Source organism: Halorussus sp. MSC15.2 (genome assembly GCF_010747475.1).
Classification (GTDB): Archaea; Halobacteriota; Halobacteria; order Halobacteriales; family Haladaptataceae; genus Halorussus.
The window spans coordinates 1-18,220 of sequence record NZ_VSLZ01000008.1 but is presented as its reverse complement, the minus strand read 5'-3'; the positions used below and the strand labels follow the sequence as shown (position 1 = coordinate 18,220).

The 18,220-nt window shown below is 66.8% G+C and carries 19 protein-coding genes and 1 rRNA gene; 12 read left to right on the top strand and 8 right to left on the bottom strand.

Annotated elements, in window-relative coordinates; genetic code table 11:
• A complete protein-coding gene (locus tag FXF75_RS20280; RefSeq protein ID WP_163523896.1) occupies positions 1 to 1,371 on the bottom strand; it encodes a bifunctional UDP-sugar hydrolase/5'-nucleotidase in 1,371 nt (456 codons plus the stop codon).
• 216 nt (positions 1,372 to 1,587) lie between these two features.
• Here FXF75_RS20280 and FXF75_RS20275 point away from each other — a divergent pair, with 216 nt between their 5' ends.
• Positions 1,588 to 2,313 (top strand): hypothetical protein, encoded by a 726-nt coding sequence (locus FXF75_RS20275; protein WP_163523895.1) that lies wholly within the window; start codon positions 1,588 to 1,590, stop codon positions 2,311 to 2,313.
• 2 nt (positions 2,314 to 2,315) lie between these two features.
• Positions 2,316 to 2,993 (top strand): hypothetical protein, encoded by a 678-nt coding sequence (locus tag FXF75_RS20270; protein WP_163523894.1) that lies wholly within the window; start codon positions 2,316 to 2,318, stop codon positions 2,991 to 2,993.
• A 105-nt stretch (positions 2,994 to 3,098) separates the two neighbouring features.
• Here FXF75_RS20270 and FXF75_RS20265 read toward each other — a convergent pair whose 3' ends face one another.
• The gene (locus tag FXF75_RS20265; protein WP_163523893.1) at positions 3,099 to 3,518 is read right to left on the bottom strand and encodes a hypothetical protein; all 420 of its coding nucleotides are present in this window, start codon (positions 3,516 to 3,518) and stop codon (positions 3,099 to 3,101) included.
• Positions 3,519 to 3,636: 118 nt separating this feature from the next.
• Between FXF75_RS20265 and FXF75_RS20260 the strand changes: the two genes are divergently transcribed.
• From FXF75_RS20260 to FXF75_RS20250, 3 genes are read left to right on the top strand one after another with little or no spacing between them, the layout of a single operon-like run.
• A complete protein-coding gene (locus tag FXF75_RS20260; RefSeq protein ID WP_163523892.1) occupies positions 3,637 to 3,876 on the top strand; it encodes a DUF5816 domain-containing protein in 240 nt (79 codons plus the stop codon).
• Positions 3,877 to 3,918: 42 nt separating this feature from the next.
• Positions 3,919 to 4,452: a hypothetical protein gene (locus tag FXF75_RS20255; protein WP_163523891.1), complete on the top strand. Its 534-nt coding sequence runs from the start codon at positions 3,919 to 3,921 to the stop codon at positions 4,450 to 4,452.
• A 44-nt stretch (positions 4,453 to 4,496) separates the two neighbouring features.
• Positions 4,497 to 4,817 carry a hypothetical protein gene (locus FXF75_RS20250; RefSeq protein ID WP_163523890.1) on the top strand — a complete coding sequence of 107 codons (321 nt, stop codon included), beginning with the start codon at positions 4,497 to 4,499 and terminating at the stop codon, positions 4,815 to 4,817.
• A 79-nt stretch (positions 4,818 to 4,896) separates the two neighbouring features.
• Here FXF75_RS20250 and FXF75_RS20245 read toward each other — a convergent pair whose 3' ends face one another.
• A complete protein-coding gene (locus tag FXF75_RS20245; RefSeq protein WP_205427927.1) occupies positions 4,897 to 6,087 on the bottom strand; it encodes an alanine--glyoxylate aminotransferase family protein in 1,191 nt (396 codons plus the stop codon).
• Positions 6,088 to 6,708: 621 nt separating this feature from the next.
• Here FXF75_RS20245 and FXF75_RS20240 point away from each other — a divergent pair.
• From FXF75_RS20240 to FXF75_RS20230, 3 genes are read left to right on the top strand one after another with little or no spacing between them, the layout of a single operon-like run.
• Positions 6,709 to 7,701, top strand: coding sequence for a metal-dependent hydrolase (locus FXF75_RS20240; RefSeq protein ID WP_163523889.1), 993 nt, complete (start codon positions 6,709 to 6,711; stop codon positions 7,699 to 7,701).
• A 56-nt stretch (positions 7,702 to 7,757) separates the two neighbouring features.
• Entirely contained in the window at positions 7,758 to 8,363 is a 606-nt protein-coding gene (locus FXF75_RS20235; protein WP_163523888.1) for a hypothetical protein, read from the top strand.
• Positions 8,360 to 9,013 carry a hypothetical protein gene (locus tag FXF75_RS20230; protein WP_163523887.1) on the top strand — a complete coding sequence of 218 codons (654 nt, stop codon included), beginning with the start codon at positions 8,360 to 8,362 and terminating at the stop codon, positions 9,011 to 9,013. The genes FXF75_RS20235 and FXF75_RS20230 overlap by 4 nt, the downstream gene beginning before the upstream one ends.
• A 45-nt stretch (positions 9,014 to 9,058) precedes the next feature.
• Here the strand turns inward: FXF75_RS20230 and FXF75_RS20225 are convergent, their stop codons facing one another.
• Complete coding sequence (locus tag FXF75_RS20225; RefSeq protein ID WP_163523886.1) at positions 9,059 to 9,742, bottom strand: hypothetical protein; 684 nt, start codon at positions 9,740 to 9,742, stop codon at positions 9,059 to 9,061.
• Positions 9,743 to 10,016: 274 nt separating this feature from the next.
• On the opposite strand from FXF75_RS20225, the gene FXF75_RS20220 reads away from it, so the two are divergent.
• The 3 genes from FXF75_RS20220 to FXF75_RS20210 all read left to right on the top strand — a co-directional run bounded on the left by FXF75_RS20220 (position 10,017) and on the right by FXF75_RS20210 (position 12,421).
• Complete coding sequence (locus FXF75_RS20220) at positions 10,017 to 10,226, top strand: dodecin (protein WP_163523885.1); 210 nt, start codon at positions 10,017 to 10,019, stop codon at positions 10,224 to 10,226.
• 225 nt (positions 10,227 to 10,451) lie between these two features.
• Positions 10,452 to 10,820, top strand: coding sequence for an iron-sulfur cluster assembly accessory protein (locus tag FXF75_RS20215; protein ID WP_163523884.1), 369 nt, complete (start codon positions 10,452 to 10,454; stop codon positions 10,818 to 10,820).
• Positions 10,821 to 11,035: 215 nt separating this feature from the next.
• A complete protein-coding gene (locus FXF75_RS20210; protein WP_163523883.1) occupies positions 11,036 to 12,421 on the top strand; it encodes a hemolysin family protein in 1,386 nt (461 codons plus the stop codon).
• 15 nt (positions 12,422 to 12,436) lie between these two features.
• On the opposite strand, the gene hisD is transcribed toward FXF75_RS20210, so the two are convergent.
• Both hisD and FXF75_RS20200 read right to left on the bottom strand, forming a co-directional pair.
• On the bottom strand, positions 12,437 to 13,711 hold the full coding sequence (hisD, locus tag FXF75_RS20205; protein WP_163523882.1) for a histidinol dehydrogenase: 1,275 nt from the start codon (positions 13,709 to 13,711) through the stop codon (positions 12,437 to 12,439).
• Between the two features lie 85 nt (positions 13,712 to 13,796).
• The gene (locus tag FXF75_RS20200; protein ID WP_163523881.1) at positions 13,797 to 14,789 is read right to left on the bottom strand and encodes a PHB depolymerase family esterase; all 993 of its coding nucleotides are present in this window, start codon (positions 14,787 to 14,789) and stop codon (positions 13,797 to 13,799) included.
• Positions 14,790 to 14,877: 88 nt separating this feature from the next.
• On the opposite strand from FXF75_RS20200, the gene FXF75_RS20195 reads away from it, so the two are divergent.
• Positions 14,878 to 16,563 (top strand): lipopolysaccharide biosynthesis protein, encoded by a 1,686-nt coding sequence (locus tag FXF75_RS20195; protein WP_163523880.1) that lies wholly within the window; start codon positions 14,878 to 14,880, stop codon positions 16,561 to 16,563.
• Positions 16,564 to 16,575: 12 nt separating this feature from the next.
• Here the strand turns inward: FXF75_RS20195 and FXF75_RS20190 are convergent, their stop codons facing one another.
• Positions 16,576 to 17,811, bottom strand: coding sequence for a TIGR00300 family protein (locus FXF75_RS20190; RefSeq protein ID WP_163523879.1), 1,236 nt, complete (start codon positions 17,809 to 17,811; stop codon positions 16,576 to 16,578).
• Between the two features lie 227 nt (positions 17,812 to 18,038).
• Positions 18,039 to 18,160, bottom strand: a 5S ribosomal RNA gene (gene rrf, locus FXF75_RS20185).
• Between the last annotated feature and the right edge of the window lie 60 nt (positions 18,161 to 18,220).

Genomic DNA, 18,220 nt, shown 5'->3' with positions numbered 1-18,220 from the left:
CTACCTCTCGGTCGGCGGCGTCTCGACCTCCACGATTCGGCCGTCGAGTCGGGGGTCGATTCCGGTCTCGCGGGCGTACTCGACCAGCACCTCGTACTGGATTCCGGCGGTCGAGACGCGGTGGTCCTCCCGGAGCGAGGGGAACTCGTCGTCGGTGTGGAGGACGTAGTCCGACAGCGCGACCGAGTAGGTCCGGTCGTCGTCGAGCGGTTCGCCGCCGACGCGCACGGACTCGACCGCGTGGGTCTCCGGGTTCCACCTCACCGACGCGCCGCTTACCTGTGCGTGCCACCACTCCGGTTCGGCGAACCCGAGGTCCGGACCGGCCGCCCACTCGAAGGCGTCCCGGAGGGTCGCCCCCGATACCTCCGCGACCACCACGCGCTCCTCGAACGGCGTGACGCTCACGAGGTCCCCGGCCGTGACCTCCCCGGCCAGCGCCTCGCCGGTCCGGACCCCGCCGCTGTTCTGGAGACCGACGTCCGCGCCGGTCTCCCATCGGTAAGCGTCCGCGACCAGATTGCCGAGTCTGCACTCGCCGCCGAACAGCGTCGTCTCCGCGCGGTCGATGGGGTCCTTGACGGTCCCGACGACGTCGTTCAGGCCGGTCTCGGCGAGTCGCTCGCGCATCGCGTCGGCCACGCCCTCGTGGACCGGCGCGTCCGCGACGCGGTGGCGGGTCACGTCGCCAGCGAGGTCCACTTCGAGGACGACCGACCCGCCGTCCCCGGGCCGGGTGAGCAGCGTGTCGCCGATTCGGTCGCGGCGCTCGGTCGGGACGTGGCCGCCGAGGATGGCGTCTGCCTCGACCTCGCGGGCGAGTCGCTCGTCGCCCCGTCCGAGGTGCGAGAGGACGACGGTGTAGTCGGCGTCGAGGTCCGCCAGCGCGTCGCGCGCGGCCGCGACGGGGTCGGCGAATTCGAGGGCCGTGGCGGCGGGATTTATCGAGGCGGTTCGTTCGGTCGTGACGCCGACGAACCCCACCGACGTGCCGTCGGCCTCGACGACGGTCGCGGGGACGACGCCGGCGTCCGCGCCGAATCGCTCGCCGCCCGCTCGGTCGCGCCAGACGTTCGCGCTGACCCACGTCTGGGGCGAGTCGGCGACGAGTCGGCGGAGCGCCGACAGGTCGTGGTCGAACTCGTGGTTGCCGAAGGTCTCCACGTCGGGCGCGACGGCGTCGAAGAGGTCGAGGGCCTGCGCGCCGTCTTCGACCAGCGCGAGGACGCCGGGCGAGGTGTTGTCGCCCGACCCGGCCAGAATCGCGTCGTCGCCCCGGAGGTCCCGCAGGAGTCCGGCGAGGCGACCGACGCGCTCGGGGGAGTCGTAGACGTTCTCCACGTCGGAGTAGTGGACGAGACGGGGAGGCATTTGTTCGCCGTAGCCAGTCTCACGGTATGATTCCTTCGGGACGCGACCGCCGTCCCTCGAAGCGTCGCGCACCGAGCGTTCGACCTCGGAGCTGTTACGCCTGAGGTCGGTACGTTAGAAGGCCGGGGTTGAATATTTTACTTTAGTTTTAGCCAATAAATTAATTTGGTCTTGATTTCGAACCTAGCTCGTCGGCAAACAAGCCGACTGAGACGCATGACAAGTGAAAACAGTCACGGACCGATGGACAGGCGCGACGTGTTGAAGGGTATCTCCGCGTCGGGGGCCACATTGCTCGCCTCCGGCACCGTGGCGGGGGCGCAGACCGAATCGGTCGGTACCGTCCGGTTCGCGGAGGTCGGCGTGAAGCACGAGGTGTCGGTAATCGACGGAGACCTCTCCCGCCTCGCGCTCGACTCGCCGCCGAAGTACCACGTGAACGGAGACGAACTCCTGCTGTTCGGAGAGCATCTGACGGCCACCGAGAACGCGCGAGTCGGAGACGGTGCGGCGCTGCTCGGCTTCGACGGCGTTCGGGCGCTCCCCGCGAACGGAGTCGAGACCGCCACCGAGAACGTCGCGGTGACCGAGACGCGTCCGGACTTGGCCCCGCGCAACGGCGTCCTGCTCGCCGACCCGTACCGACCGCCCGGCATCGACGTCACGCCGTCGGGCGGAACGCTCGAACTCCGGGCCGACGGGAAGTCCGCCGTCGCCGGGTCGAACGACGAGGTGACGCTCTCGCTCCCGACTCGTCGAGTGAAGACAACCCATTTCGAACCGTCCGGCACCGAGCAGTCCGGAGGGCCGGGCGAGCAGTCTGACTCGACGCGGACCTACGAGGAGGTCACCGGGTCGGCGGAGGTCACGCCCGTCGTCACGCTCCGGAACCACGGCGAACTGAACGCGCATCGGCTCTCGACCCGAACGGAGGCGGAGTAACCATGGCCTACACCCTCAAGGACTCCAAGTACAACGGCGACACCGGCGGAGACCAAGTGCTGGAAGTCAACGTCCTGAAGGCGTCGAATCCGGACGCGAAGTACTGGGACAAGACCTACAACTTCGTCGTCGATACGCTGGACTCGCTGTACAACGACGGCTACGTCCCCGCGACCATCGCACGGAAGTACGACACCGACAAGACAATCGACTGCAACAACAAGTTCTCCGACGGGAACAGTTGGCTCAACGACAACAACTTCGGCGACGGGATGTATCTCTGGGTCGTGAAGTGCGACACGGCAGTCGCCCACGACCGGAACGGTTGGGCCGAGCGCAGACAAGGGTTCATCGGGACGACGAGATACCCGAACGCCCACCAGACGGCGTTCTCCGGCGTCCACGAGGCGCTCCACCCCTACATCTACGCCGACGTCTGCGACGAGGTCCAGAAGTTCGGCGTGAGTTCCGACCACGAACTCGGGAAGGTCCTGAACACCGGGTCGTTGCTCAACCCGAATCAGGCCTCGACGATGCTGGGCCACTACGGACAAAGCGTCGCGGAGGCAAGCGATAGCTGTGACCGCTGGAAGAGCGTGGACCGATACAAGAACGAACAGACGGTGTGTACGAAGAAATCTCTGAAGCGGTCGTGGCAACACGACGCAGGGCAACACTGAGTCGCGGGTAGCCTCGCCGCCGGGGGGCGTCCCCCTCGACGGGTCGCTCGGACCCGCGAGTTCGACCGCTTTTTCTCCGGCGAAGCGTCTCGAACCCCGCGTCGGTCAGGCGGTGATGTCCTCGAACGTCACGCGGTCGTCCTCGATTAACACTCGGACGCCGGCGTTGTCCCTCCGTTCCGGCGTCCACTCGTACCGTTCGCTGAGACCGTCGTCTGTCGTCGCGGTGACCGCGTAGCTCGTCCCGTTCTCGAAGGGGTCGTCGAACCGGCGGTTCGACCCCCCGTCGAGCGTGACCGTCCGGTCGAACACCGTCTCGCCGCCGGTCGTGGCGCGGACCGTCACCTCGACGCGCTCCGTGCGCTCGTTCACGACCGCTACGTCTGTGACGTCGTCCGATTCCACCTCGGTGGTCGTCTCCGTGTCGGGGCCGGTCGCGTCGTCCGTCGGCAGGTCGTTCACACAACCAGCGAGACCCGCGAGGGACACCGCGACCGCCCCGACGACGCTCCGTCTGGTCTGCATCGTGTTGCGTATCTAAAATTTTTTGCGCAAGTGTCTTGTGGCTGTCGTGCGTTCCCGCCCGAGTCCGACCGGCGGGAAGTCAGCACCCATAAATCGCTCAAGGAACAAGGTGAACGCGATGGACGCGACCACGACGACCGAGGGACGGACGGTGTACGTCGCCCGCGACGAGGGCGACCGGGGTTCGAAGGGTCCCTTCTTCGTCGTCTACGGCGACGAGGACCGCGAGAACCGGTACGGCTACCTCTGTGGCAACTGCGAGCGCATCGACAACGCGATGGACTCGATGGGTCGCATCGAGTGCAACGTCTGCGGCAACATCCGCAAGCCGACCGAGTGGGACGCGGCCCACGAGTAGTCGGCCAGTCTGCTTTTGGCCGGGTTTCCCGAACGTCCCACCATGACCGAGGTACGTGAGGACGTGGTCGCCGAACTCGACCACGAGAGCGAAGTCATCACGCTCCAAGATTTCGTCCGAATCATCGAGGCCCACCACGCGACGGAGGGACGCGGCGTCTCGCGGGAACTCGTCGGGGAGTACGCCGACGCGGTGCGGTACGACGTGGACCTCGACGCGTTGGACGACCGCACGACCGACAGCGACGAGTGGCGCGAGGGCGGGCGGTTCTACGAACTCCGCGACGGTCGAATCAGCGTCTACCCGCCGGACTGGCACGAGACGATGAGCAGCACCGACGATATCCGCGACGTGGTCGAAATCATCCAGAGCGAGGTCACGGCGGCCGAGGGCGACATGTGGGAGGCGGTCAGCGAGCAGCGAGGCGTCCCGGAGGAGAAGGTGTTCCACGTCGGAGAGGTCGTGGCGGGCATCGACCGGGACGACGCCCGCGACCGAATCAAGGAACTGCGGGACAACGGCGAGATAGAGGAGTTCGCGTCCCAGCACCGCAATCCGACCATCAAGCTCACGTAGGTCGCAAGAAGGTTTATTACCCGGTCGGTGGTAGCCCCACGTGGATGGCCACTGTTAGCACACCGCCCATCGACCAAGCGAAGACTATCTTCGACGACTTGGGATACACCGTCTCCGGCGACGGCGAGGAGTTCCGGGCCGAACGAAAGTGGCGAGTCGTCCGCGTCACAGCGGTAACCGATTCGGACGAGACGCCCGACGACGGTGACCTTCGATGTTTCGTCACGTGGAACGAGTACGCGTCACAACTCCGTAATCGACTCCGACGGAGCGACCCCGAGTACGAGTGGGCGGTAATCAGCGTCCGGGAGGGCGGCGACTACGAAGTCCTTCGCGCGCCGCCGTGCGCGACGGCGGCAGTGTAACGCCGACCCTTCCGACCAGCGGACCCTTCCGACAAGCCGCGCTATTTCTGACCGACCGTGCGTTCCTGTCTCGCCGAGGTTACTGCTCGCCCAGCGCCCGGGCGGTAGCGGCGAGTCCGGCGTCCACGTCCACGTCCGCGCCCTGCGTGTCGAGTGCGTCGCCGAGCGCCGCCATCAGGTACGAGATAGTCTCGGCGCGCGAGGAGTAACCCATGCAGCCGATGCGGAAGATGTCGCCGTCCAAGTCGCCCAGACCGGTCGCGATTTCGAGGTCGTAGCGGTCGATGAGGTAGTCGGTCACGTCGGTGTCGGTGACGCCGTCGGGCACCCGAACCGCGTTGAGACTCGGGAGCCAGTAGTCGTCGGGCGCGTTCATCTCCAGCCCCATCGCTTCGACGCCGGCCTTGAGCGCGCCGGCGTTCTCGCGGTGGCGCTCCCACCGCTCCTCGATGCCCTCCTCGGCGACGAGGCGGAGGGCCTCCCGGAGCGCGTAGACGTTCGTGATGGGCGCGGTGTGGTGGTACGACCGGTCCTCGCCCCAGTAGCCTTCGAGCAGCGAGAGGTCGAGGTACCACGACCGGGCGTCCTCCTCGCGGGAGAGGACCTTGTCCATCGCGCGGTCGTTGAGCGTGAGCGGGGCCGCACCGGGCGGACACGAGAGGCACTTTTGCGGGCCGGAGTAAGCCACGTCGATGCCCCAGTCGTCCACCTTCAGTTCCACGCCGCCGAGCGACGTCACGGTGTCCGCAATCACGAGCGCGTCGTGGTCGTGGGCCACGTCGGTCAGTTCGGACACCTGCGGTTGGAGGACCCCCGTGCTCGTCTCGGCGTGAACGAACCCGAACACGTCGGGTTGGTGCTCGTCCATCGCGTCTGCCACGTCGGCCGGGGCGAGCGGTTCGCCCCACGGGGCATCGACGTGGACGACCTCTCCGCCCGCGCGAGTCGCCATCTCCTCCATCCGGCCGCCGAAGTAGCCGTTGGTCGGCACCAGCATCGTGTCGCCCGGTTCGACGACGTTGCCGATGGCGGCCTCCATCGCGGCCGACCCGGTGCCGGACACCGGAATCGTCCACTGGTTGTCGGTCCGGAACGTGTACCGCAGGAGGTCCTGTACTTCGTTCATGATTTCGATGAACGAGGGGTCGAGGTGGCCGACCAGCGGCGTACTCATCGCGCGAAGCACCCGCGGGTGGACCTCGCTCGGTCCGGGACCCATGAGCGTTCTGTCCGGCGGTGTCAACTCGCCAACGTCCGGTTTCTCCACCATGGTGCGTGGTATCTACCCGGGAGGACTTAAAAAGTTCCACCCGAAGCAGCGCGTTATCCCGTGGTTGTCGGCCGCTCGCGCGGTCGTAACCCGGCGTTGACCCGCCGCGAACCCACGGACAGCGAGGAAACAGGTCGTTTCCCGGACTGAACGAACAAAACAGTCGCACCGGTTTATTCGGCACTCCGCTGTACGAGATAACGCCCCGACGGACGCGATGGGGGCGCGTTCGCCGGGCGAGAAATTTGAAACGGCACGACCGGATTCGAGGACCGCAGTAGCGACCGACGGACGGCCGAGAACGCGCGCACGAGGGCCGAGCTAAACGGGGGAGGTTGGTTCGGCCCCGTGCGGGCACGACCACCCGGCCCGTTGCCGGGGCCGACTCGTCGGCCGCTACCGTCCTCGCGGCGTCCCGAGCCGTCTTTTCGGGGGTTCTGCCCGCGACGACACAGTTCGTTCTACCGAGTACCTGTACGACTGGATACCCGTAGGACGGAGTACGTACGCCGGTCGGGAGACCAGAATCAACGTCTCGGCGTCTCTCGTTCCGAATTATGCCAGACAGAGCCACGCTCGCGGGGAGAGGCTTATATCTCCCGAGCGTCAACAGTCGTACCCATGATGGTCGGACACGCGATGTTGGCGTTCGCCCTCGCCACCGCACTGACGGCCCGGCGGTGGTCCCGCGAGCGCGCGCTGGCGTTCGGCGTCGCCGCGGGCGCGTTCGCGGCGGTCCCGGACGTGGACATGCTCTACGCCGTGTTCGGACTGGCGCAGGTCGGTCTGGCGGGCGTCTGGACCATGACCGACGCGTTCTGGTCGAGTTCCCACGTCGTCCACCGCGCGGTGACGCACTCGCTCGTCGTCGGCGTGGTCGGGGCCGCGGCCTTCGCCGCGAGCGTCGCCGGTCGCGGTCCGACCGACGGTGACAGCGCGACCAGCACTGTCGCCGGACGGTGGTCGCGACTCCTCGCCGTCTCGCTCGTCGCGGGTCTCGCCGCCGTCGCGTACTTCGAGAGCGGCGCGCTCGGCGGCGCGGTCATGCTCGCGTTCCTCGTCGCCGGTCTCGCAATCGCCGCGGTCGCCGCGAGAACCGCCGCCCTCGGACCCCGCGAGGTGCTCGCCGCCGCGCTGCTCGGTCTCCTCAGTCACCCGTTCGGCGACGTGTTGACCGGCGGGCCGCCCCGGTTCCTCTACCCCTTCGACCTGCGACTCCTGACGGAACGCGTCGTCCTGCTGTCGGACCCGACGCTCAACCTCCTGGCGGTCTTCGGCGTCGAGTTGGCGACGATATGGCTCGCAGCGTGGGTCTACCTCCACGCCACCGACAGGCGAGTCCTCTCACACGTGGACACGCGCGCGGCGTTCGGCGTCGCCTACGCCATCGCCGCAATGGCGCTCCCCGCGCCGACGATGGAAGTGTCGTACCACTTCGTGTTCTCGGTGCTGGCAGTGGGTGCGGTCGGCGTCGCGCCGAACCTACTCCCCTCGCGGTCCGTGCTGTCCGCGGAGTGGGACGAGACCGTGACGTGGGTCGTGACCGGTCTCACGGCCGTCAGCGTCGCCGCACTGACTTCCACGCTGGTCTACGCGCTATCGCCGCTCCTGTGAACACGCTGGTTCCGACACCCGAACTTTTCTTACCCCCTGTTGTCTACGCCACGAGTATGGCACGCAGTGGGGGGACGCTCGACCTCGTGGGTAACGAGCGCGTGAACGCCGGGTTGGGGTGGGCGCTCGTCGCGTTCCTCGCCCTCGTGGCGACCGAGGAGATACTCGACGGTGACTTGCTGTGGGCCGGGTTCGCGGCGTTCGTCGCGGCGCTGGCGCTGGTCCCCGCGGTCGGCCACCGCGACTGGACCGTCATGCTCCCGTGGGAGGTGTTGGCCCTCGCCGCGTTCCCGATACTCGGTCGGGCGCTGGCGACCCTGTCGTACACCTCCCGGGTCACGACGTACCTCTCGGTCGCGGCGCTGGCGCTCATCGTCGCCGTCGAGTTACACCTCTTCACGCCGGTCGAGATGAACCACTGGTTCGCGGTCCTGTTCGTGGTCGTCGCGACGATAGCGACCGCGGGCATCTGGGCGGTCGTCCAGTGGCTCTCGGACCTCTATCTCGGCACCGCGTTCCTCCGGTCCGAACATCGGCTCATGTGGGACTTCGTGGCCGCCACCGTCATCGGCGGGATGGCGGGCGTGGTCTTCGAGTGGTACTTCCGACGGTTCGCACGGGTCGGCACGCGACTCCCAGACGAACTCGGTGAGTCCCGATGAGAGTCCGCGAACGACTCGGGATATCCGAGCGCGGACAGGAACTGGTGACCCGCGCGATGGAGGCGGGACTCGTCGTCATCCTCCTCCTCGGTCTCTATCGCGGCAACGTCGGCGTCGTGGTCAACTCGGCCATCGCGCTCGCGGTCACGTTCCTCCCGGCGATGCTGGAACGCGACTACGACATCCCGATGGACGCCGGACTCACGCTCTGGATTACGACCGCGGTGTTCCTCCACGCGCTGGGGACCATCGGCCCGTACCGCGACCCGACGCTCTGGTGGTGGGACCACGTGACCCACGCGCTCTCGTCGTCGCTGGTCGCGGCCATCGGCTACGCGACGACCCGGGCGCTCGACGAACACACCGACGACGTCTACTTCCCGCCGCGGTTCACGTTCGTGTTCATCCTCCTGTTCGTCGTGGCGTTCGGCGTCGTCTGGGAGGTCATCGAGTTCGGCGTGGGCGGTCTCGCGACCATCCTCGGGAGCGACAAGATACTGACGCAGTTCGGTCTCGAAGACACGATGAAGGACCTCCTGTTCGACACGGTCGGGGGCGTCGTCGTCGCGGTCTGGGGCGCGGCCTACCTCTCGGACGTGGTTGGCGCACTCACCGACCGCATGGACGGCGAGTCACCCGGTGCGGAGTGAGTCCGTCGGACTCGGGTCGAGGCGTCCGAGACGGACGCGTCGCGGTCACCGCTCGCTGACGGTGAGTTCGACCTCCGGCAGAACGTCCTCGCGGACGAGTTCCCCGGAGAACGCGAATCGGTCGTCGCCGCTACCGACGCCCCCCTCGACTCTCGTTCCCTCCTCGCCGAGGTCTATCACGTCGTCGACCGCGTCGCTGCTGTCCTCGTTCGGTTCTAGCTTCTCTAGGTCCCCGGTCACTCTGAACTGATAGGTCAGGAACTCGTCGGTGTCGGGACTGGAGACGACGACTTCCTTCGGGAGTCGTCGGGTCTCCTCTCCGCCCGCCTCTTGCTCGCCACCGTCGCCTTCTTGGGACGTACCCGCAAACGGTTCGCCGTCGACGAACACCTCCGCTTCGCCGGGACCTTGCCTGTCGAGTCTCTCTATCTCTCCCGTGAAGCGGTAACTGTCGCACTTCTCCTTCCACACCTGCCCCTCGACGTAGTCGGGGCCTACTTCGTCGTACTCGTCGGTCGGGAACTCGCCGCCGCGCCGTATCTCGCCGCTCACCTCGACCACGAAATTGAACGTCGTCTCGGTGGTCGAGCAGATAGTGAGTTCCCTGTACTCTCCGTCCTCGTTCTCGTCTCCCTCGGCGTCCTGCGCGCTCGCGGTCCCTGCCACCCCGATTCCGGCGAGTCCCACCATCGAGGCGCTCTTCAACAGAGTGCGTCGGTTAGGTTGCATGTTGGCAACCAACACACTGGGCGGCAAGTCAGTATTTCAAGATTTCTTTCGAGTCGCGGTTAAAACTCACGTCGGACCAGACGAAGATTCACGCACGTCGAGTGGGGGTATCACCGAGGTGAACCGGCCCTGTCCTGTTCGAGTGCGTTCGTTCGTACACCTGCGAGCGTACCGACGCGCGGAACGGCCCACCCCCAATCTATTTCGGTTTCTCCGTGGTTGACCACAGCGGGCATCGGTGTCGCGGTGCCTAACGCAAACGGTGAACACAGACATGGTTTTCAAGAAGATAACGCTCATCGGAACGAGCGACGAGAGCTTCGACGCCGCGGCGGACGACGCCATCGAACGCGCCGAGCAGACGCTGGAGAACGTCAAGTGGGTCGAGGTAGACGAACTCGGCGTCGAAGTCGCCAACGCGCCCGACCGCCAGTATCAGGCCGAGGTCACGGTCGCCTTCGAGTTGGAGGAACCGCGAAGCTAACGGTCCCTCGCCCCCTTCGGGGTTCAGTCCGCTCGACCCAGTCGGACCGCCGGTCCGGGACGCCGATTCTCACGCTCGGAACCGGCCGCCGACCGTACGGAGCCTCGGAGCCACCGCACGGACCGTCCGGGCGGCGCTGGCCGTCCCGTCTCGGATAAACGCTCGGCCGAATCCGTTCGCGAATCAGCGTCAAGATTAACACCCCCGGAACCCAACTACGTACATATGAGTACCGACACCGCACCCGACGGCGACTCCACGCCGAAGATAGAGGTGACGGAGGGAGCCGCCGAACAGGCCCTCGCGCTGTTGGAGGGCGAGGAGTTGGACACCGGAATCGCCGGTCTCCGGCTGTTCGTCCAGCAGGGCGGTTGTGCGGGTCTCTCGTACGGAATGCGCTTCGACGAGGAACCCGAGGACGACGACACCGTCTACGAGCATCACGGTCTCCGGGTGTTCGTGGACCCGGCGAGCATGAACTACATCGAGGGGAGCGTCGTTGACTACGAGGACGGCCTGCAGGGTGCGGGCTTCCACGTGGACAACCCGAACGTCGTCAGCGAGTGCGGGTGCGGGGAGAGCTTCCGGACGTAAACAACCGCGAGTCCCACCGAGAAGCGGCCGGCCTTCGACCTCGCACCGAAAGCCGCCCGGGTCGCTGAGTTCGTCGGGCACGCAACGCTGTCGTGGGCCATTCTTATCACGCCGAGAACGCTACGTGAGTACATGATGCGACACGCGACTATCGAATCCGGGGGAACGGTGCGCGCTCGTTCGTCCGGGCGGCGGAGACCGCCACGGGGGGCTGGATGGTAGACCTCGTCTTTTCGGCCGGGCGAATTCTGGTCGCGCTCTTTCTGGTGGTACTGAACGGCTTCTTCGTGGCCACGGAGTTCGCGTTCGTCCGCATCCGGTCGACCACCGTCGAGTCGCTCGTCGAGGAGGGCGCGCCGGGCGCGACCACGTTGCAGGCGGCCATCGACAACCTCGACGACTACCTCGCGGTGACCCAGCTCGGAATCACTATCGCGTCGCTGGGTCTCGGGTGGATTGGCGAACCGGCCGTGGCGGCGGTCCTCGAACCGGTAATCGGACCGTTCCTGCCGACGAACCTCGTCCACCTCGTCTCCTTCGCCGTGGGATTCGGTCTCATCACGTTCCTCCACGTCGTCTTCGGCGAACTCGCGCCCAAGACCATCGCCATCGCGCGCGCCGAGCGAGTCTCGCTCTTGGCCGCGCCGCCGATGAAGTTCTTCTACTACCTGTTCGTCCCGGGCATCATCGTGTTCAACGGCACGGCCAACGCCTTCACCCGACTGCTCGGCGTCCCGCCGGTGTCCGAGACCGAGGAGAGCCTCGAAGAGGAGGAACTGCTGATGGTGTTGACTCGCTCGGGCAATCAGGGACACATCGACAAAGAGGAGGTAGACATGATAGAGCGGGTGTTCGACCTCGACGACGTCTCGGTCCGCGAGGTGATGGTCCCGCGCCCGGACGTGGTCAGCGTCCCGTCGGACCTCCCGCTGTCGGACCTCCGCGAACTGATAATCGAGTCCGGACACACGCGCTATCCGGTCGTGGACGCCGAGGACAGCGAACAGGCCGTCGGATTCGTGGACGTGAAGGACGTGCTTCGGGCGGGCGAGTCCGACGACGAGGGGAGCGAGTTCGTGACCGCCGGCGACATCGCGCGGGACCTGCCCGTCGTCCCGGAGACCGGTCGCGTCAACGACCTCCTCACCGAATTCCAAAACGAGCAGAGCCAGATGGCCGCGGTTATCGACGAGTGGGGGTCGTTCGAGGGCATCGTGACCGTCGAGGACCTCGTGGAGGTAGTCGTCGGCGACATCCGCGACGAGTTCGACGTGGACCACCGCGAACCGTCCATCGACAGGCGCAGCGACGGGGCCTACACCGTGGACGGCGGTCTCGCGGTCACGGAGGTCAACCAGACGCTGAACGCCGACTTCGAGGTGGCGGACTTCGACACCGTCGGCGGACTCGTTCTGGACCGACTCGGACGCGCGCCGGAGGTCGGCGACCGGGTCGAGACCGACGGCTACTACCTCGAGGTGGCCGAGGTTGACGGCGCTCGAATCTCCACGGTCGTCGTGCGAGAGAAGGAGGAGAAAGAGGTCGAGAGCGACGACGGCGCGGAGAGCGCAGGGCGTGCGGACACCCCGGAAGGCGAGTAGCCGACGCGGACGGGGTCAGTCCTCGAAGCGCTTCCTGACGCTCTCGGCGTGGGCCTCCAGCCCCTCGGCTTCCGCGAGCGTCGTAATCGTCTCCGACAGGTCGCCGAGCGCCTCCCGGTCGAGTCGCTGAACCGTGGTCGAACGCAGGAAGGTATCGACCGACAGGCCGCCCGCTATCTTCGCCACGCCGTTGGTCGGCAGGACGTGGTTCGTTCCGCTGGCGTAGTCGCCCGCCGCGACGGGGGTGTAGGGTCCGAGGAAGACGCTGCCCGCGCTGTCGATGCGGTCCAGAATCTCCTCGTCGTCGTCGGCCTGAATCGAGAGGTGTTCGGCGGCGTACTCCTCGGCGAACAGGACGGCCTCGCTGGGCGAACGCGCGAGCAGGACACCGCTCTCGTCGCTTTCGAGGGCCTCGCGGGCGACCTCGGCGCGTTCGCGGTCTTCGATTTGCCGCTCGACTTCCTCGACGATTGCCGCCGCCGTCTCGTCGTGGTGGGTCACCGCCACGACCGACGCCTCGGGGTCGTGTTCGGCCTGCGCGAGGAGGTCCGCCGCGACGAACGCGGGGTTCGCCGTCTCGTCGGCCACCACCAGCAACTCGCTCGGTCCCGCGAGGAAGTCGATGGCCACGTCGCCCTGCACCTCGGCCTTCGCCGCAGTGACCCACTTGTTCCCGGGACCGACTATCTTCTGCACGCGGTCTATCTGCTCGGTGCCGTACGCGAGCGCGGCGACCGCCTGCGCACCGCCGACGTTGAACACTCGGTCCGCGCCCGCGGCGTGGATAGCCGCGAGCGTCGCGGGGTTCGTCTCCTCGGCGGGCGGGGTCGCGACCGCGACCTGTTCGACGCCCGCGACCTTCGCCGGAATCACGCCCATCAGCGCGCTGGAGGGGTAGGCCGCGGCCCCGCCGGGGACGTACACACCGACGCGCTCGATGGGCCGGAACCGACGTCCGAGTTCCCGACCCTCCGAGAACTCGCGTCGCCAGTCCTCGGGGAGCTGGGCCTCGTGGAACTCCCGGACGTTCTCCGCGGCGGTCTCGATGGCCTCTCGGGTCTCGTCGTCTATCTCCTCGTAGGCGCGCTCTCCCTCGTCGGTGATGTCGAGGTTGCCGACCGAGACGCCGTCGAACTCCTCGCAGAACTCCCGGACGGCCACGTCGCCCTCCGTGCGAACGCGCGAAACGATGTCGCGCACGTCGTCGCGGACGCCCTCGATGCCAGCGTCGCGGTCGAACAGCGCCTGCCGGTCGTCGGGACCGAGGTCCGCCAACTCCTGAACGTTCATGGAGTGGGTTTCGGAGTGCGGGCGAAAAACGGTTTCCTTCCGGCGGGCGGCGCAGTTCGTCGCGTCCGGCCGTCGTCGGTTCCGGTCACTCGCCGTTCGTCCGACCCTCGAAGAACTCCCAGATGATTCGACTGGCGTCGGGACCGCCCGGCGCGGTGAACTCGCCGCCTGACGCGCCGCCCGACCACGCGTGGTCCATGCCCTCGACCATCCACTTCTCGACGACGGTGTCGCCGCTATCGTCGCGGTACTCGTAGGTGGTGTACCCGTAGCCCTCCGACGACCCCTCGCTCACCGCGTCGGCGGCGTAATCGGTGTCGTCGTCGTCCGCGCCGTCGCTGGCGAGGTCGTTCGTCTGGGTGGCCTGCTCGGCCGCCTGATGACCGTTGACCGGATAGACCGTGGTGTCGTCGGTGCCGTGGAAGACGATAGTCGGGACGGGACTCGTGATACCGTAGTCCTCCATGGTCTCGTAGGCGTCGGTCCCTTGGTCCTGCGGGTCCGGTCCTCCGTAGGTCATGGCGGTCGTCCCGCCGTAGGCGGTGTCTGCGGCGTCGTACTCCAGACCGGAGTGGACGCCGCCCGCCGCGTAGAGGTCGGCGTACTCCGCCAGCAGGTTCGGCACCATCGCCGCGCCCGCCGACAGACCCGCGACGTAGACGCGCTCGGAGTCTATCCCCTCCGCGTCGATGGTCTCCTGAGTCATCCCGGCGATGACCGCCGCCTCGCCGTCGCCCCGGGTGGTGTTCGCGTCGTAGAACCAGTTCCAGCACAGCGCGCCGTTTCGGGCGTTGTACTGGTCGGGGTAGATAACCGCGAACCCTTCGCTGTCCGCGACCTCGTTCATCCGAGTCTCCTCCCGGAACTGGTCGGCGGTCTGGGAACACCCGTGGAGCATCACCACCAACGGGTCGCCCGCCCCGACGCCGTCGGGGACGTACTTCCAGTAGTCGAACCCGTCGTGGGTGTGGTTCGTGTACGACCCCGCGGCCGCGGCAGTGCCGACGCCGCCGAGGACGGTCGCCGCACCGATTGCGCTCCCTGCCGACTGGATGAACGTGCGTCTATCACAGTTCATGACACTCAATATCACACCACAGGGTGATATATTATATAATCGTAGGTTAATATGTAAATTTATCCATCCGTCTGAAGTAATTCGGGCGATGTGGCGCGCGATTCGAGACGCCGAGGGAAGCGAGGAGTCCGGCGGTTGGACCGACACCGGCGGACTTATTCCACCCTTGGAGCAAGTGGCCCCCGTGGCCACCGATTTGGACCAGTTCGAGGACGCGCCCGACTCGGACGCCGAAGACGACCGCTCCGGCTCGGTAGACGCGCGCCTCGAAGACGCCCTCGAGCGAGTCGCCCACGGCGCGACGGTTTCGGTCCCGGCCATCCTGCTCCAGCGAGGACTCACGTTGGCGTTCACCGCGGTCCTGACGAACGCGTTCGCCGCGAGTACCTACGGCGCGTTCGCGCTGGCCCGGCGACTCCAGCGATTCCTCCTCCGACTCACGATGGGGTTCCGGAGCGGACTGAGCAGGTTCCTCCCCAACGCCGAGTCGGACGCCGAGCGCGACGCTCTCACTACCTTCGCGAGTCTGCTGTTGGTCGGCGTCGCCACCGCGTTCGGCGGCGCGTTGTTCGCGGCCGCGCCGCTCGTGACCGAGTTGGCCGACGAGAGCGGGCAGTTCGAGTCCTTCCTGCGCATCTTCGCACTCGGACTGCCCGCGGGCGTGTGGTTGTTCACCGTCACCGAGATTCTGCGAGGCATCGAGGCGGTCGGTCCGCTCAACCTCACGATGCGCGTCGGTTTTCCGACTGCGCAGCTAATCGCCGGAGCAGTAGCGACCTACGCCTTCCACGACCTCGCGTTGGCCGCTGCGGGCGTCCTCCTCGCCATGGGGTCGGTCGGCGTCGTCGCCGCACTCTGGCTGGCGCACAGTCGCGGGTTCAGGCCCCGGATACGCGGGGCAGACGCGGGCCGACTCCGCCGGAAGTACCTGCGGTTCACCTTCCCGCTGTTCGTCGGCGGGTTCGCGACGACGACCCAGCGACTCGGATTCTACCCGCTCATCGCGGTCTTCCTGTCGAGCGTGGCCGGTGGCGTGTTCGCCGTGGGGGTCCTGCTCGGGACGCTCGTCCGGTTGCCGCTGATGGGAATCAACCAGTTCATCCCGCCGGTGGCGGCCGCGCTCAACGAGGAGGACCACCGCGAGGCGCTGAAGCGTCTCTACCACGTCACTAGCCGACTCGTCCTCGTCGGAGTCACCGCGCTCTCGATTCCGGTCGTGGTGTACCGGGAGACGGTGATGGGGCTGTTCGGTCCGACGTACGTGGAGTACGCCGCGCTCGTGCCGGGGTTCGTCCTCGCGCAGTACGCCGCGTGCGCCGCCGGGAGCGTCGGCATCCTACTGACGATGACCGACCACCAGCGGGCGCTCCTCGTGGTGAACGTGGGCATCACCGCGTTTCTGGCGGTCACCGCGATTCCGCTAACGACGCGGTTCGGACTCCCGGGACTGGTAGTCAGTTACGTCCTGATGCTGACCGTGAACAACGGACTGGAGGTCGCGGTGTTGTACTACCTCGAAGGACTCCAGCCGTTCACTCGCCTCCACGCGAAACCGTTAGTCGCGGCGGTACCGCTGACGCTGGTCGCGCTCGGCGTTAAAGCCGCAGTTCCGGGGCTGCTCGCTGCGCTCGTCGGAACCGCGGCGGGTTTGGTGGCGTACGCGAAGACGCTTCAGCTCCTCGGGTTCACGCGGGTCGAGCGACGGTTGGGTGCGACGCTCGTCGAACGATACCGCGAAGTGCTGTCGAAAAACTGGGAATCGAGGGTCGCGTGACGTCCTGCGAGGTCACGGTTGGCCGACAATCTCGTCGGCGAGCGCCGGGACGAACGTGCCGACGTCCGTCACCATCCCGATGGCCTGCGCGCTCCCCCGGTCGAGGAGTTGCGTGACCGTGGCGGGGTTGATGTCCACGCAGACGACGCGCGTCGTCGAGGACAGGCAGTTACCGACTGCGACCGAGTGGAGGAGCGTGGCGAGCATCAACACGAGGTCGGCCTCGCGGGCCTGCTCGCGGATTGCGTTCTGGGCTTCGACGGCGTCGGTGATGGTATCGGGGAGCGGCCCGTCGTCCCGAATCGACCCCGCGAGGACGTAGGGTACGTCGTTGTCCACGCACTCGTACATCACGCCGTCTTCGACGAGTCCCTGTTCGACCGCCTCCTCGATACCACCGGCGCGGACGATTTCGCTGATGGTGTAGATGTGGTGCTTGTGGCCCTTGCGCGGATTCTCCAGCGTCTCTACGTCCATGCCGAGCGAGGTTCCGTACTGACCGCGTTCGAGGTCGTGAACCGCGAACCCGTTGCCCGCAGAGAGCATATCGACGTACCCCTCGCGGACGAGTCGGGCCAACGCGTCGCCCGCGCCCGAGTGAACGAGTGCGGGTCCGGCGACGGCCAACACCGACCCGTCCTCGGCTTTCGTCTCCTCGATAGCCTCCGCGATTTTCCGGATGAGTGACTCCGAGGGCCGCTCGGCCGAGACACCACCCTGCATGAATCCGAACGGACTCCCCGACCCGCGGGGCCGCTCAGGCGGGTCTACCCGGACGCCAGCCTCGTCGGTGACTATCAGGTCGCCCTCATCGACGGCGTTCAACACTTTCGTGTACGCTCGCGGGCCGCCGTCGTCGTCCGGGTCCACGACGACTACGCAGTCCATCTCGATGTTCTCTACCTGCAGCCACTCGCCCTCGTAGCGGACCTGCGTGGGGTGGTTCGTCGTCGAGTAGAATCCGTGGGGCACGACCCGGTCCTGCGGGGCTGGCTTCAGCGTCGCGTTCGGTGGGTCGGGAAGGTGCGCGCCGTTCTGGTGGAGTTCGTGAAGAATCTCGCGGAGGCTCTCCTCGTCGTCGGCCTTCACCGTCATCCGACAGTACGACTCCTCGTCTTTGTGCTTGCCCACCTCGAAGATGTCCACGTCGAAGTTCCCGCCGAGGTCCATCACCACGCCGAAGCACTGCTGCATCATCCCCGAATCGATGATGTGTCCTTCGAGTTCGACCGTGCGTGCGACTGTCATCGTCTGGAGGACGGAGCGACGAGCCAAGAGCGTTGTGCTGGTACCGCTGGCCGATGGCGGGCGTCGGGCGATTTCCTCGAATCGGACGCGGCGAGTCGCGGGACGGTGGAGTCGCGTGAACGACGCCGGGCGGTAAAGCTACGACTACCTGTACGAAACGGACCGTTGGTTCGAAATGAAGAAACCCGCTTCGGGCGCGGTGCCTGAAGCGGGTGTGTGGTATGAGTGGGTGGCGGCGAACCGGGGTTTCCAGAGGCTCGCGCACTCCAGTACTTGCCGGAACGCAGGCGGGCTTAACTACCGTGTTCGGGATGGGTACGGGTGGTTCCCCGCCGCTATGGCCGCCTTAACGCCGACTCGCGGAATCGAACCGCGAACTACGTGTCCAACGTCGGTGGTTCAACTATCA